This is a genomic window from Halomonas sp. H2 (genome assembly GCF_050215315.1).
Lineage (GTDB): Bacteria > Pseudomonadota > Gammaproteobacteria > Pseudomonadales > Halomonadaceae > Vreelandella.
The window spans coordinates 3,118,760-3,131,354 of sequence record NZ_CP189760.1; the positions used below are offsets into that span (position 1 = coordinate 3,118,760).

Sequence of the window (12,595 nt, forward strand, 5' to 3'; positions counted from 1 at the left end):
CTCCTTCTCATTATGCGTGCCGCATTCGCAACGACAGGCGCAACAGTTTAGCCGCCGCATAGGGCGCCCGGCAACGATTATCCTGGCGGTTAAACACGAAGAACACGTTGCTTCGCGGGTCAGGCGACAGGTTGGCATTCGAAGCATGCAGTGTATTGCAATCGAACAGGAACAAACCGCCCACCTTACCTTTTGGCGCTTCAATACCGTAGTTCGGTAAGCGCCTCTGGGCTTGGCACGCCCACTTCCTGCGTTTTCAGCGAGCTTTTGGGTTATCCTCCGGCATTTCCCCCCAGGCACGGTATAAACTTAACGTAGGTTACGTGAAAAAATTAAAAAGTGGCTTTTCAGGCAATAAGCCACCTAAAAAACTCACCCCAAGCCACAACGTTTGCGGCTAATGGGTGTAATCTTTTTATCTAACTGAATAGGGAAACATGATTTGAAAAGGCAGCTATCGATTTATGGATTTATCAGCGCTCTATTAATAACCTCCGGGTGTTCTTCAGCAACAATGGATACCCACGAGACAGCGCATAGCCCTAATGAAGCTTTGATCAATACCTACTGGAAGCTGGTGACGCTTGATGGTGCGCCGGTCGTCGCGCATGAGAATTTTCGTGAAGCTCACTTGGTTCTTCATCAAGAGGCTTCCCGCTTAGCCGGCACTACCGGCTGTAATACCCTGATGGGCAGCTACCGTGTGGAAAACGAGCGCATAGCGTTTGTCCCAATCGCCAGCACTAAAATGGCCTGCCCAACGGCTCAAATGAAAACCGAGCGAGATTTTCTAGCCGCACTCAAGCAGGTAACAGCATGGAATGTGGATGGCGCGACGCTTGTACTGTCGAGCGATAATAATGAACCGTTGGCGGTCTTCGAGGCGGTGCATCTTTATTAATAATGTGGTCAGGCAACGCTATCTTGAAAGTTATAAAGCTTTGCTGGTTATCTGACGTATATGCTGGAGAAAACAAGCTATCTGAATAGCGTGTTATCCACAGCCATATCTAAATAGCGGGTGTGGATAACGCCAATACTTGATAGGTGTTGCAGATACGAAAAAGCCGCCCTTTCGGACGGCTTAATCTAATTCTCTAACGCTTAACTTTTAACCACTTTTTAGTGGTGCCGACACCAGGAGTCGAACCCGGGACCTACTGATTACAAGTCAGTTGCTCTACCAACTGAGCTATGTCGGCGCTTCACGTTTTCTTGAGAAAATGACTGCTTCGCTGTTAGGCTCTGCAATCAACAAGAAATTTTGTTGGCAATGGCTGGGGTACCAGGATTCGAACCTGGGAATGCCGCTACCAAAAAGCGGTGCCTTACCACTTGGCGATACCCCAACGTTTGGTGGCCAGAGACGGAATCGAACCGCCGACACGGGGATTTTCAATCCCCTGCTCTACCAACTGAGCTATCTGGCCGCTGCCAACGGTGCGTATTAAACTAAAATCGCCGCTTTTCGTCAACACCTTTGTGAAACTTTCTTTCTATACCGTTGCTTAGGGGTGTTTTGTCCTAGTCATGGATTAGTTTATGCCTGAGTGGGCGGTACATACCCTTCGGCTTGGTCGGTCTCCTGATTATCGAGGAAGCGCTGCATCTGATCCATTAGATATGCGCGGGATTCCGGGTCGAGCATATTCAGGTGTTTCTCGTTGATCAGGCGGGTTTGCAGCGCTTGCCAAGCCTCCCAGGCGGGCTTGGAAACCGTGGCCTGAATTTCCTGGCCTTGCTTACCTGGCAACGGTGGAAACGGCAGTGCTTCTAACTCTTTTTGATACTTGCGGCAAAAAACGCTGTTACTCATAACGTGCTCCTGGTTCTGCAACTTCATTCGATGAACTCATCCAATCAGCTAGCACACGCTTAAGCGTGGCCTGGGGTTGGATTGAGGGTAAACGGTGTTAGCTGGCCGAGCAGTGCTTTTACCGGCGCTGCCAAGCCCAGCGCGGGCGGATGGTCAATGTCGTACCATACGCCGCTTTCGCGAACTCCGCCCAGCCTATCGCAGGTCACCGGCTGTGGGGTAATCTCCAAACGAAAATGGCTGAAGGTGTGGTAAAAGCTAGGCGATGTAGATTCACGCTCAGGATTAACCACATGAGCCTCCAACCAGTCATTGAGTTCGCTGTGTTTTTCAAACTGCGGCAGGCTCCATAGTCCACCCCACAGGCCACTGGGCGGACGCCTTTCCAACCACACCCGCCCTTCTGAATCGCGCAGCATCAACATAATCGTCTGCCGGGTGGGCAGCGCTTTTTTCGGTTTGGATTCCGGGTAGCGCTTTGGCTCGCCTTGCGCGTAGGCCAAGCAAGCATCGTTAAACGGACAGCTCAGGCAGTCGGGCTGGCTGCGTTTACATAGCGTGGCGCCAAAATCCATCATCGCCTGGGTGTAATCAACCAGCCGCTCTGCTGGGGTGTAATACTCGGCGAGTGCCCAAAGCTTCCGCTCCACGGTTGGCTTGCCCGGCCAGCCGGGTAGCGCATGTAGCCGAGTGAGCGTGCGCTTTACGTTGCCATCTAGAATCGCGGCCCGTAGCCCCGTGCTTTGCGCAATGATGGCGCCAGCGGTGGAGCGGCCAATGCCGGGGAGCGCCATTAACGACTCGACACTGTCCACCGGCAGCTCACCACCATGCTCGGCCAGCGCGACCTGGGCGGCTTTATGCAAATTGCGCGCGCGGGCGTAGTAGCCAAGGCCGGTCCATAAGTGCAGCACTTCATCTTGGCGTGCAGTGGCGAGGCTTTCCAGGCTGGGAAAGCGCGCCATAAAGCGCTCAAAATAGCCAATCACGGTGGCCACCTGGGTTTGTTGCAGCATGATTTCTGAGACCCAAACGCGATAGGCGCTACGCGGCGACTGCCACGGCAGGTCGTGGCGGCCATAACGGTCAAACCAAGCCAACAGGCGGCGTTGAAATTCATCTGCCGCCAGCCGCGGCGTGGGCATATCGGCCATGCACGCTCCTTAAACACAAAAGGGTACAAACAATACCAATAAAAAAGCGCCGGCGTTTAGGGCCGGCGCAGCCATTATCGCATGGGATCAGGTCTTGCGTGGATGCTCAGTTAAACAGACTTAGTCAAACAGGCTACGCAGGCCGTCGCGAAGTTCATTACTGGCGCCTTCGCCGAGCTTTTCATCTAATTTTTCCATTGTCTCGCCCAAACGCTCTTCCAGCTCTTCATCAACACGACTCCCGGCTTCGTTGCGTAGCAGGTCGACCACTGCCGTTTGGAACGCTTCACTATCAAGGCGGCACCACTCAGTCCGCTCGTCGCCCAAATGACCTTCACAGCGCAATGGTAGCGGTAGTTGCTCCAAGCGTGGATTAACTTCGCAGGCCACATCTGCGGTGTCGACCAAACGAGCATTGGCGCGAGTATCGAAGTTCAAGCTGGTAAGGTCTAGCTCACCTTTGCCCAGCACATTAATACCCGGCAACGTGATTAGCAGGTCGTCACTGTTTACTAAACCGTTGCTAATTTGGAAGGTGGCATCGAAACGCTCAAAGCGAGTATCGGCATGCCAATCGCGCAGCGTGCCTTCACCCTCCAACTGCGCCGCCAACTTACACATTTGCTGAGAAATATTGGTATTTAAAATCGCGCCATCATTTAGGCGCGCATTAAGCTCCCCATTGAGGTTACCGATGAGTGCTTCGCGGGTATTGCCCTGACTGGTGAGGTCACCTGAGAGATTAAAACGCCCACGCAACGGCGATGCCTTCTCCTCGTCACTGACCGCTTCAATCAGCGGCGCCACCTGCACATTGTTAATGGTCGGCGAGAACACCCACTCAAGAATGGAACCAGTGGCATCAACCTGGCCAGTAGCGCTGAGCTCGCCCTCGTAAAAGCCTGACTCAAACGCCGTTAGCCGGTGGATGCCGTCATCGCCACGCAGCTGCAAACGTGGGTTATTGAACGTTAATCCATCAAGGACGAGAGTATCGACACTCAAATCCCCCTCTAACGCTAGATCGCGGAGAAAGGATTGCGGCAGTAGCGTATGGGTATCCTGTGCAAAGGCTCTGCGCAGCAAGCCGCGGCTTGCCTGCTCAGCAGTGGCGGCGCCAGGTAAGTAGCGATCAAGCGTTAATTGGTCGCCTTCCAAATCAAACGCCAGACGTGAGCCGTCTAGTGCTGCCGAAAGCTCACCGGTGAAAGTGCTGTCGTCCACTACTAACGAGAGGCTCGGCAGTGAGAGCTGCTCGGCGTCGCCCTCTATCGGGCTGGTCATGGCGACATCACTCAGCGCGGCATCTCCAGCGGTGGTTAAGGTAATGCCAGCCCGAGCAAGCCAGGGGCGCAGCGTGAAGGGAGCTGCCGTTATCTGACCACGATAGCGGGGGGCGTCGCGCAGTTGCTCTACATTAAGATGCCCGCTCATGCGCAGGTTGTCCGGCCCTGTTAGCTGCAAATCTTTAAGCTGAGCGGTTTGCGCTTGCCAATCACTCTCTAAGCCAAAGGCGAGCACCAGCGCTAAACTGCCCTGCCAGCTATCCGCATTGCGCAGGCCTGTTTCCAGCAGCCCTTCTTTAATGGAGAGTTGCTGCTCGCCCATTCGGGCCACCAGCTCAGCAGCTTTCAAGCTAAGCTGCTGTGGCTCACCCTCTGCACCGCTACGAGAGCGAGTAGTGAGCGCCATATTTTCAAGCACGAAAAGCTCATCCACCAGACCAAGCCGCACGCGCGTTTCAAGATTAATCTCGCTGGTGAAATGCGGGTCACGCTCTAGGGCCTCAGCATCAAGATGGTTATGCTTGGTCAGGGTAAACATGGCTTTAAGCGGGAAGGCGCGCACCGGGTTAACGTTGCTACCCGAGATATTCAGTGACTGCAGGCGCCACAGCGCTTGGGTTTGTGCATCGCGGAAGCGAATATCGGCGTTTTTCACTTCAACGCTGGCGATGCTCAAGATCACCTCCAGGCTGCCGGCATCGGCATTGGGGCCAGCGCTGGCAGGCGCTAGTACCGTTTCAGCCGCGCTCTCATTATGTTCGGACAAGCGTTCTAACAAGGGCTCCCAGTTGCCTTCACCGTTAGCGTCACGCTCCAGATTCAGGCGCATACCGTCCAGCGTAAGGCCATCAACAGCAATTTCTCCGCGTAACAACGGGCCGAAGGCAACGCTCACTTCAGCGCGGTCAATGGCCGCAAAAGCAGCGCTCTCTTCTGCTTGCTCGGGTAACCAGGCGCGGGCTTTCTCTACGCCAACCCCGATACGTGGGTAAAACGACCAGGTAATCGGGCCTTCGAGCGCTAAGCTGAGCCCGGTTTGCTCCTCCACAACGGCGGTTAAACGGGGCTTGAAGTCTTCTGGATCCAGAAAGGTGGTCACGTAGACCACGGCGGCGACCGCGACAATGGCAAGAATACCAACCGCTGCCAGCAAAATACGTAATAGCTGTTTCATTCCCCTTTTCCTTGTGGGTCTAACTCAACAAAGTTGCTGGTAGCGGGCATGCCCGCTGCCGGAGTTTCTGGATTGGCCATTGGCCGGTAACCTAGTTTGGAGAGCAGCACACGGTCAGCCAGCGGTAAGGTAGACGTTTCGATCCGCAGCACGCGGCCTTCCTGTTTGGCTTGCTCGCCAAGCAGCGCCATCAAGCGCGAACCAACGCCACGGCGGCGAGTAGTTTTACGCACACAAAGCTCAGACAGCCACCACGCTCGGTCTTCGCCCTCGTGAACGGCAACGGCCCCGAGCAGCCGATCATTGAAAAGTGCACAGGCAAAAAAGTGCTGTCCGGCAAAATGTTGTTCAATAAATGGCTCAACCGTTGGAGTGGGCATACGCTCTTGGGGCGCATCTTGATAGATACGCACCAGATCATGGCGCACCTGCTCATCGGCTCCCCAACGGGCCTGGTCGACATGGTGCAGTGTCACCGGCATGGTGAAATCCTCTTTGCCAAAGCAGCTTGGTTGCTATTTCCGCCGCGATAGTTTGCGGCTACATTTCACGCATTGTAGCGGATGAGGGCGTCGATTCACTATAATGGTCGCTTCACCATAGGCTGATCAAACAATGGTAAGTTGATGCAGAGCCATCGACCCTCCCTCAAAGTGCGCCTTAGCGCAGGAGATGCAACATGTCAGCGCGTATTGCCACGGTTAGCCGTGACACCAACGAAACGCAGATCAAGGTCAGCGTCAATCTCGACGGCGAAGGCCGTCTCAGTAGCCAAACCGGCGTGCCGTTTCTGGATCATATGCTGGATCAAGTTGCCCGCCACGGGATGATCGATCTCGACATCAGCGCCACTGGCGACCTGCATATTGACGACCACCACACCGTAGAGGACCTGGGTATTACGCTAGGCCAGGCGTTTTTCGCAGCGATTGGCGATAAACGCGGCATTTACCGCTATGGGCACGCCTATGTACCCCTTGATGAAGCGCTCTCTCGGGTGGTGGTCGACTTTTCCGGTCGAGCAGGGCTATACATGAACGTCGAGTTTACCCGCGACACCATCGGCAGCTTGGACACCCAGCTGTTCTGGGAGTTTTTCCAAGGCTTCGTCAATCACGCCCGCGTAACGCTACATATCGACAATATTAAAGGCTTTAATGCTCACCACCAGGCGGAAACGATTTTTAAAGCCTTTGGCCGAGCGCTACGTATGGCCATGGCGGAAGACCCGCGCATGGCAGGCCAAATGCCCTCGACCAAAGGGAGTTTGTAATGCTGGGCTACATGACGGGCTGTGCCGCTAGCGACTATTCCTCTACCTCCACAAGGAGCGTTTCATGACCATTGCTGTGATCGACTATGGAATGGGCAACCTTCATTCTGTCGCCAAAGCGCTGGAGCATGTGACCCATGAGAATGTCGTCATTACCCGTGACCCGCGCCGTATTCTTGGCGCAACCCGCTTAGTGCTGCCTGGCCAAGGGGCCATTCGCGATTGCGTTGGCGAACTTGAGCGCACCGAATTACGCGGACTGGTGGACGATATCTTAACCCGTCAGGCTAAGCCGCTACTGGGAATCTGCGTGGGTCAGCAGATGTTGCTGGAGCGCAGTGAAGAGAATGGCGGCGTTGAGTGCCTGGGCTTCTTCAAGGGCAGCGTGGATCGCTTTCCCGGCGATATGCGCGACGCCCACGAGCAGCGTTTGAAAGTACCGCACATGGGCTGGAACGTGGTCGAACAGCATCATGACCACCCCTTGTGGGCAGGGATTGATAACCGTGAGCACTTCTACTTCGTACACAGCTATTACGTGAACGCTGCTGACGATGCGCAAGTCTTTGGTTCCACCCAGTACGGTAAGGTAAACGCCCACGTAGCCATTGGTCGTGACTCGACCTTCGCGGTGCAGTTCCACCCGGAAAAAAGCTCCCGCGCGGGCCTTCGCCTGCTGGAAAATTTTGTCACCTGGACGCCCTGAGAGGATTTTGTATGTTGGTAATTCCCGCTATTGATCTCAAAGACGGCCAGTGTGTCCGGTTGAAGCAGGGCCGCATGGAAGACGCGACCTCCTACGGCGATGACCCAGTCGCTATGGCAGCCCGCTGGGTAGAGGCAGGCGCCCGCCGTCTGCACCTGGTAGATTTAAATGGCGCTTTTGAAGGCAAACCGGTCAATGGCGACGCTGTCACAGCTATTGCTCGCGCCTACCCTAACCTGCCGATCCAAATCGGTGGCGGCATTCGCAGTGCGGAAACCATCGAGCACTATTTAAGTGCCGGTGTCTCCTACGTGATTATCGGCACCAAAGCGGTGAAAGAACCCGCTTTTGTCGGTGAGATGTGCCGCGCCTTTCCCGGCCATGTGATTGTTGGGCTTGATGCCAAAGATGGCTATGTCGCTACCGACGGCTGGGCCGAGGTCTCCACGATCAAAGCCACCGAACTGGCCAAGCGTTTTGCCAACGATGGTGTCTCCAGCATCGTCTATACCGACATTGCTCGCGACGGCATGATGCAAGGCGTCAACGTAGAAGCCACCGCGCAACTGGCCCGTGAAGGCGGCTTACCGGTGATTGCCTCGGGTGGTGTGACCAATTTGGACGACATCAAAGCACTCTGCGAGGTGGCTGACACCGGCATCTTAGGCGCGATCACTGGCCGGGCGATTTACGAAGGCAGCCTGGATGTTGCCGAAGCCCAGCGATTGAGCGACCAACTAACGGGGGGCGGCTCATGAGCCTTACCAAACGCATTATCCCCTGCCTGGACGTGGACGCCGGGCGCGTAGTCAAAGGCGTTAATTTTGTCGGTATTCGCGATGCCGGCGACCCGGTGGAGATTGCCCAGCGCTATAACCAGCAGGGCGCCGACGAGATCACCTTTCTCGATATTACCGCCAGCCACGAAGACCGCGACACCACGGTGGAAATGGTCGAGCGCATCGCCGGGGAAGTGTTTATCCCACTGACCGTCGGCGGCGGCATTCGCAGCTGTGACGATATTCGCACCATGCTAAACGCCGGGGCGGATAAAGTTTCGATCAATACCGCTGCAGTGACCAACCCTGAATTTGTACGCGAAGCCGCCGGGCGATTTGGCAGTCAGTGCATTGTGGTGGCGATTGACGCCAAACAGGTTTCTAAGGAAGGTGAAACACCGCGCTGGGAGATATTCACCCACGGCGGCCGCCGCCCAACGGGCTTAGATGCCGTTGAGTGGGCGAAGAAGATGGTGGAGTTCGGCGCAGGTGAACTACTGCTCACCAGTATGGACCGCGACGGTACCAAGATTGGTTTTGACCTGGGCGTGACCCATGCCATTTCCGAGGCGGTCAGCGTGCCGGTGATTGCCTCAGGTGGTGTGGGCAACCTGGATCACTTCGTCGATGGCGTACTCAAAGGCGGTGCCGATGCGGTGCTGGCCGCGAGTATTTTCCACTTTGGCGAGTACACCATTCCTGAAGCAAAGCGCTACATGGCCGAACGCGGTATCGAAATGCGGCTGTAGCTTTTTAAGAGCATTGTCTTTGAGACGTAAGCCTGCCGGGGCTTTAAGCCCCGGTATCTTCAAGTGACAAGCCAAGATTACTGATTCCACCGTTGCGTCCTAATTCCCGCACTTCCTTTAGTGCCGCTTTATCCAGCGGTTCGCTGACCGTTTCCAATACGGCGTCTTGAAAGTCGTTTTCATCGGCCATTAGCGGATGGTCGCGGATAATCAGCGCTAGTTTTTGTGCGTCGACCTCGCCTTCAGTGAGCTCTATAAACGCACGTACACCTGCACGCGATGTGCGGCTTACATCCAGCACGGCTTCTGGGGAGTCGCCTTGCAGGGTGTCCAGCAGCGCCGAGACCGATACCACCGCATCCAGGGCACGCCGGGCACCAAAGCTGTCATCCTCTTCCGGCGGCTCACACTCGGCGAGCTTTTCCGCTTGGCGGGCAAAGTCGATACTGGCACTGGGCACATTAAGCCGCTCCCAGACCAAACTCAGCACGGTACGCAGCGTATGGCTATCACCCTGGCCGGTGGTTTGCTCATAGAGTACATAGTTAGGCAGCAAGCGCTCACACAGTGCCGCCATAAAGGCCTGCTGGGCGGGCAATGGGAGTTCTTGCAGCCGTTGGTAAAAGCCCTGGGGTTTCGACACCATAGTGATTTCCTGGATCGCTTGACGTGGGATATTGGTGAAAAGTAGCGAGTACGTTATTGTCTCTATGCGCTTGGGGCGATCCCCCAGCGCTTTGATAATTGTACGGCCGGCGAGGAGATTACCATGCATATTCATCTGCTACAGCACGGCCCTGACCATAACCCCGCCCGGTTAACCGACTGGCTAACCAGTATGGGCCATAGTTACAGCGTTTTTCATCTCTACGCAGGCGAGCTACCCCCCCGCCCAAACGAGTCTGATGCACTGATTATACTGGATGGCCCAGAGGAGCTACTCAGCCAACCACCGGCGTGGTTTAAAGCCGAAGATAAACTCATCAACCGCTACCTGGATGGCCAAAAGCCGCTGCTGGGTATTGGCGTAGGCGCCCACTGGATAGCCCAGGCGCTGGGCTCAGTGGTGGCGCCTGGCACGTATACTGAAACAGGCTGGCATACGGTCAACCTAGCGCCACAAAGCTCGCTGGATTTACCCGAAACCTTTACTGCCTTTATGTGGCACCGCTTCGTCTTTAGCCTACCCGACGATGCTTTCCCGCTAGGCGGGAGTGAAGCCGCGCCATTGCAAGGCTTTAGCTGGGATAGAGGCCGTGTGATCGGCCTGCTGTGCCATCTAGAAGCCACTCCAGCGAGTGTCAAACAGCTGCTGACCACTGCCCCGTGGCCAACAGCATCCACGCCTGCCACCACCCGCTATGTTCAGGACGGCGCGCAGATTTTGGATGATCCCAACTGCTTTATTCACCTAGCACCGCTACTGGACCGGGTTATGACCCAGTGGCTTAAAGCGGTGTAATCGCAGCAAGATATAAGCCCATCAGCGGTTCCACTGCCTGGCGGCGGCCAGGCAGCTCTCCCAATCGCCGACATGAATTTCCGCTGGCGCCGTATTGCGCTGTTTGTCTAAATGGTGACGATAGAGTGGGTCATAATACTCGGTGAGCAGGGGCGCTAACCAAGCTTCGTGGGCTTGTGGATTGCCGAGAACATGTTCATTAAACGCTAGCGCCTGCAGCCGCTGTAATCGCTGCAGACGTGCGTTACCTAAGCGTTTACCTAAGCGAATAAGGGCATTGCTTAACTGCGCCTGCATTAATTGCCAGCCTTGGTAGTCGCCATGGCGAGCGGTATAAGCCTGCTCTAGATCGATTATGTAGTCCTGCTGAATCTGAGCGAGACGCCAATCCAGCGGCATTTCAACACGCACTCTAGGCGCTTGCTGCAGCGCTCGCCAGAAGCTCAGCGGAATATTGGCATTACCTATCTGACGGGACTCGTCTTCAATGACCAGCCCTTCCGTCAGCCCGATTAGCCGCTTGGCCAAGGCATGCTCAAAGTTGATTTGCGTGGCTGGCTCTTCCGGCCTGCGCCCGAAGGCAGAGCCTTTATGGCGCGCGTAAGCCTCCAGGTCAACGCCGTTATCAAGCTGGTTAATCAGCGCTGTTTTTGCGCACCCGGTCAGCCCCGCGACAATCAGCATGGGCTGAAGCGCTGCCGACTCAATGCGCTCACACAACGCTTGGCGCATGGCTTTCCAACCACCCTCCAGGCGCGGTCTTGAGATACCGGCTTCGTCCAGCCACTGCTGAGCGATTTGCGAGCGTAGACCGCCCCGAAAGCAGTAAATCAGCGCGTCGGGATAATCAGCTAAATACGCCTGCCACGCTGCGATCCGCGCCTGCTTGACCTCACCGCTGACCAAGCGTTCACCTAGTTCAATCGCCGTGGCTTGGCCGTGCTTTTTATAGGCGATTCCGACCTGATGACGCTCGTCATCGACCATTAAAGGTAAATTGACGGCACCCGGCAGCGCGCCCTGGGCAAACTCCACCGGGGCGCGCACATCAATTAGCGGCTGCTCTTGCTGGATGACACTTAATACCGCTGGCGCTGTGGCTAACAGCGTGGCAAGTGTCACCCGACCACCTTAATCGAGGCGTTACCTTGACGCGCTTTGATTACCCCAAATGACTGTAACGACAGGCCGAAGTCGCGGCCGATGCGCTCAACGTCATCTTCCCAGGCGGGGTCAACGCTGAGCAGCAGGCCGCCGGAGGTTTGTGGGTCGCATAACCATTGCCAGTGCGCTTCATCCATCGCGGGCAGGCTGTCACCCAACGCATCGCGATTACGCAGCGTACCGCCGGGCACGGCCCCCTGGCGACGATACGACTCTGCCTCGGCGAGACGTGGCAACTTACGGAAATCAATTTGTGCCATCACATGGCTGGCTTGGCACATTTCCGACAGATGACCGGCTAACCCAAAACCGGTGACATCGGTCATAGCGTTCACCCCTTTCACATCGGCAAGCTTCACACCAATGCTATTCGCCTTGAGCATGGTTTCCCGGGCAAGCCCATGGTGGCCCATTTTCAGCAAACCGCGCTTTTCAGCCGTCGTTAACATACCCACGCCTAGCGGCTTGGTTAAATACAGCAAGTCACCGGGTTTGGCAGTGCTGTTTAGCTTGAGCTTGTCTAGATCGACCAAGCCGTTCACAGCGAGCCCGAAAATTGGCTCGGGCGCATCGATGGAGTGACCGCCCGCTAGGGCAACGCCTAATTCACGACACACCGCTTGCGCCCCTGCCATTACATCGCCGGCGACTTCAGCGCTGAGTTTATCCAGCGGCCAGCCTAATATACCTAACGCCATCACCGGCGTGCCGCCCATAGCGTACACATCACTGATGGCGTTGGTCGCCGCGATGCGCCCAAAATCGAAGGGGTCGTCAACAATCGGCATAAAGAAATCGGTCGTGGCGATCATGCCGCGCCCATCACCCAGGTCGTATACGGCGGCATCTTCGCGCCCTTGATTACCGACGATAAGCCGCTTATGGCCAGCCGCTGGCCCAGCCTTGGCCAGAATGCCATCCAGAACATCTGGGGCGATTTTGCAGCCACAGCCCGCGCCGTGGCTATATTGGGTCAAGCGAATCGAACTCATCGCGTCTCTCCTTGGCACTTGGGGAATAGTCTTAGTTTAA

General features: G+C 55.9%; 13 protein-coding genes, 3 tRNA genes and 1 pseudogene. 6 read left to right on the forward strand and 11 right to left on the reverse strand.

What is annotated here, in order from left to right; translation table 11 throughout:
* Positions 1-10: 10 nt before the first annotated feature.
* Positions 11-308: pseudogene (locus ACQE2I_RS14490) on the reverse strand (phytanoyl-CoA dioxygenase family protein); the annotation flags it as partial.
* Between the two features lie 206 nt (positions 309-514).
* On the opposite strand from ACQE2I_RS14490, the gene ACQE2I_RS14495 reads away from it, so the two are divergent.
* Entirely contained in the window at positions 515-901 is a 387-nt protein-coding gene (locus ACQE2I_RS14495) for an META domain-containing protein (protein WP_427028758.1), read from the forward strand.
* 225 nt (positions 902-1,126) lie between these two features.
* Here the strand turns inward: ACQE2I_RS14495 and ACQE2I_RS14500 are convergent.
* The 7 genes from ACQE2I_RS14500 to ACQE2I_RS14530 all read right to left on the reverse strand — a co-directional run bounded on the left by ACQE2I_RS14500 (position 1,127) and on the right by ACQE2I_RS14530 (position 5,912).
* A tRNA-Thr gene (locus tag ACQE2I_RS14500) sits at positions 1,127-1,202 on the reverse strand.
* A gap of 72 nt (positions 1,203-1,274) precedes the next feature.
* Positions 1,275-1,349: transfer RNA gene (locus tag ACQE2I_RS14505), tRNA-Gln, on the reverse strand.
* Between the two features lie 5 nt (positions 1,350-1,354).
* Positions 1,355-1,430, reverse strand: a tRNA-Phe gene (locus ACQE2I_RS14510).
* Positions 1,431-1,540: 110 nt separating this feature from the next.
* A complete protein-coding gene (locus tag ACQE2I_RS14515) occupies positions 1,541-1,816 on the reverse strand; it encodes an oxidative damage protection protein (protein ID WP_427028759.1) in 276 nt (91 codons plus the stop codon).
* A gap of 59 nt (positions 1,817-1,875) precedes the next feature.
* Positions 1,876-2,970 carry an A/G-specific adenine glycosylase gene (gene mutY, locus ACQE2I_RS14520; protein ID WP_427028760.1) on the reverse strand — a complete coding sequence of 365 codons (1,095 nt, stop codon included), beginning with the start codon at positions 2,968-2,970 and terminating at the stop codon, positions 1,876-1,878.
* A 120-nt stretch (positions 2,971-3,090) separates the two neighbouring features.
* Positions 3,091-5,430: an AsmA family protein gene (locus ACQE2I_RS14525; RefSeq protein WP_427028761.1), complete on the reverse strand. Its 2,340-nt coding sequence runs from the start codon at positions 5,428-5,430 to the stop codon at positions 3,091-3,093.
* On the reverse strand, positions 5,427-5,912 hold the full coding sequence (locus tag ACQE2I_RS14530; RefSeq protein ID WP_427028762.1) for a GNAT family N-acetyltransferase: 486 nt from the start codon (positions 5,910-5,912) through the stop codon (positions 5,427-5,429). The genes ACQE2I_RS14525 and ACQE2I_RS14530 overlap by 4 nt, the downstream gene beginning before the upstream one ends.
* A gap of 197 nt (positions 5,913-6,109) precedes the next feature.
* Here ACQE2I_RS14530 and hisB point away from each other — a divergent pair, with 197 nt between their 5' ends.
* From hisB to hisF, 4 genes are all read left to right on the forward strand, one after another.
* Complete coding sequence (hisB, locus tag ACQE2I_RS14535; protein WP_427028763.1) at positions 6,110-6,703, forward strand: imidazoleglycerol-phosphate dehydratase HisB; 594 nt, start codon at positions 6,110-6,112, stop codon at positions 6,701-6,703.
* A gap of 64 nt (positions 6,704-6,767) precedes the next feature.
* Positions 6,768-7,409 carry an imidazole glycerol phosphate synthase subunit HisH gene (gene hisH, locus ACQE2I_RS14540; protein ID WP_427028764.1) on the forward strand — a complete coding sequence of 214 codons (642 nt, stop codon included), beginning with the start codon at positions 6,768-6,770 and terminating at the stop codon, positions 7,407-7,409.
* An 11-nt stretch (positions 7,410-7,420) separates the two neighbouring features.
* A complete protein-coding gene (gene hisA, locus ACQE2I_RS14545; protein WP_427028765.1) occupies positions 7,421-8,167 on the forward strand; it encodes a 1-(5-phosphoribosyl)-5-[(5-phosphoribosylamino)methylideneamino]imidazole-4-carboxamide isomerase in 747 nt (248 codons plus the stop codon).
* Positions 8,164-8,937 carry an imidazole glycerol phosphate synthase subunit HisF gene (gene hisF, locus ACQE2I_RS14550; protein ID WP_427028766.1) on the forward strand — a complete coding sequence of 258 codons (774 nt, stop codon included), beginning with the start codon at positions 8,164-8,166 and terminating at the stop codon, positions 8,935-8,937. Before hisA ends, hisF begins: the two co-directional genes overlap by 4 nt.
* A gap of 43 nt (positions 8,938-8,980) precedes the next feature.
* Here hisF and ACQE2I_RS14555 read toward each other — a convergent pair whose 3' ends face one another.
* On the reverse strand, positions 8,981-9,583 hold the full coding sequence (locus tag ACQE2I_RS14555; protein ID WP_427031484.1) for a YjaG family protein: 603 nt from the start codon (positions 9,581-9,583) through the stop codon (positions 8,981-8,983).
* Between the two features lie 123 nt (positions 9,584-9,706).
* Here ACQE2I_RS14555 and ACQE2I_RS14560 point away from each other — a divergent pair, with 123 nt between their 5' ends.
* Positions 9,707-10,399, forward strand: coding sequence for a type 1 glutamine amidotransferase (locus ACQE2I_RS14560; protein ID WP_427028767.1), 693 nt, complete (start codon positions 9,707-9,709; stop codon positions 10,397-10,399).
* 21 nt (positions 10,400-10,420) lie between these two features.
* On the opposite strand, the gene mnmH is transcribed toward ACQE2I_RS14560, so the two are convergent.
* On the reverse strand, positions 10,421-11,521 hold the full coding sequence (gene mnmH / locus ACQE2I_RS14565) for a tRNA 2-selenouridine(34) synthase MnmH (protein ID WP_427028768.1): 1,101 nt from the start codon (positions 11,519-11,521) through the stop codon (positions 10,421-10,423).
* Positions 11,518-12,555 (reverse strand): selenide, water dikinase SelD, encoded by a 1,038-nt coding sequence (gene selD, locus ACQE2I_RS14570; RefSeq protein ID WP_427028769.1) that lies wholly within the window; start codon positions 12,553-12,555, stop codon positions 11,518-11,520. The genes mnmH and selD overlap by 4 nt, the downstream gene beginning before the upstream one ends.
* Between the last annotated feature and the right edge of the window lie 40 nt (positions 12,556-12,595).

What these genes read in the sequence shown, in the direction of transcription:
- hisH (WP_427028764.1), top strand. Translation starts at nt 6,768, where the DNA reads ATGACCATTGCTGTGATCGACTATGGAATGGGCAACCTTCATTCTGTC.
- hisF (WP_427028766.1), top strand. Translation starts at nt 8,164, where the DNA reads ATGAGCCTTACCAAACGCATTATCCCCTGCCTGGACGTGGACGCCGGG.
- ACQE2I_RS14515 (WP_427028759.1), bottom strand. Translation starts at nt 1,816, where the DNA reads ATGAGTAACAGCGTTTTTTGCCGCAAGTATCAAAAAGAGTTAGAAGCA.
- ACQE2I_RS14495 (WP_427028758.1), top strand. Translation starts at nt 515, where the DNA reads ATGGATACCCACGAGACAGCGCATAGCCCTAATGAAGCTTTGATCAAT.
- mutY (WP_427028760.1), bottom strand. Translation starts at nt 2,970, where the DNA reads ATGGCCGATATGCCCACGCCGCGGCTGGCGGCAGATGAATTTCAACGC.
- ACQE2I_RS14525 (WP_427028761.1), bottom strand. Translation starts at nt 5,430, where the DNA reads ATGAAACAGCTATTACGTATTTTGCTGGCAGCGGTTGGTATTCTTGCC.
- hisA (WP_427028765.1), top strand. Translation starts at nt 7,421, where the DNA reads ATGTTGGTAATTCCCGCTATTGATCTCAAAGACGGCCAGTGTGTCCGG.
- ACQE2I_RS14560 (WP_427028767.1), top strand. Translation starts at nt 9,707, where the DNA reads ATGCATATTCATCTGCTACAGCACGGCCCTGACCATAACCCCGCCCGG.
- ACQE2I_RS14555 (WP_427031484.1), bottom strand. Translation starts at nt 9,583, where the DNA reads ATGGTGTCGAAACCCCAGGGCTTTTACCAACGGCTGCAAGAACTCCCA.
- ACQE2I_RS14530 (WP_427028762.1), bottom strand. Translation starts at nt 5,912, where the DNA reads ATGCCGGTGACACTGCACCATGTCGACCAGGCCCGTTGGGGAGCCGAT.
- selD (WP_427028769.1), bottom strand. Translation starts at nt 12,555, where the DNA reads ATGAGTTCGATTCGCTTGACCCAATATAGCCACGGCGCGGGCTGTGGC.
- hisB (WP_427028763.1), top strand. Translation starts at nt 6,110, where the DNA reads ATGTCAGCGCGTATTGCCACGGTTAGCCGTGACACCAACGAAACGCAG.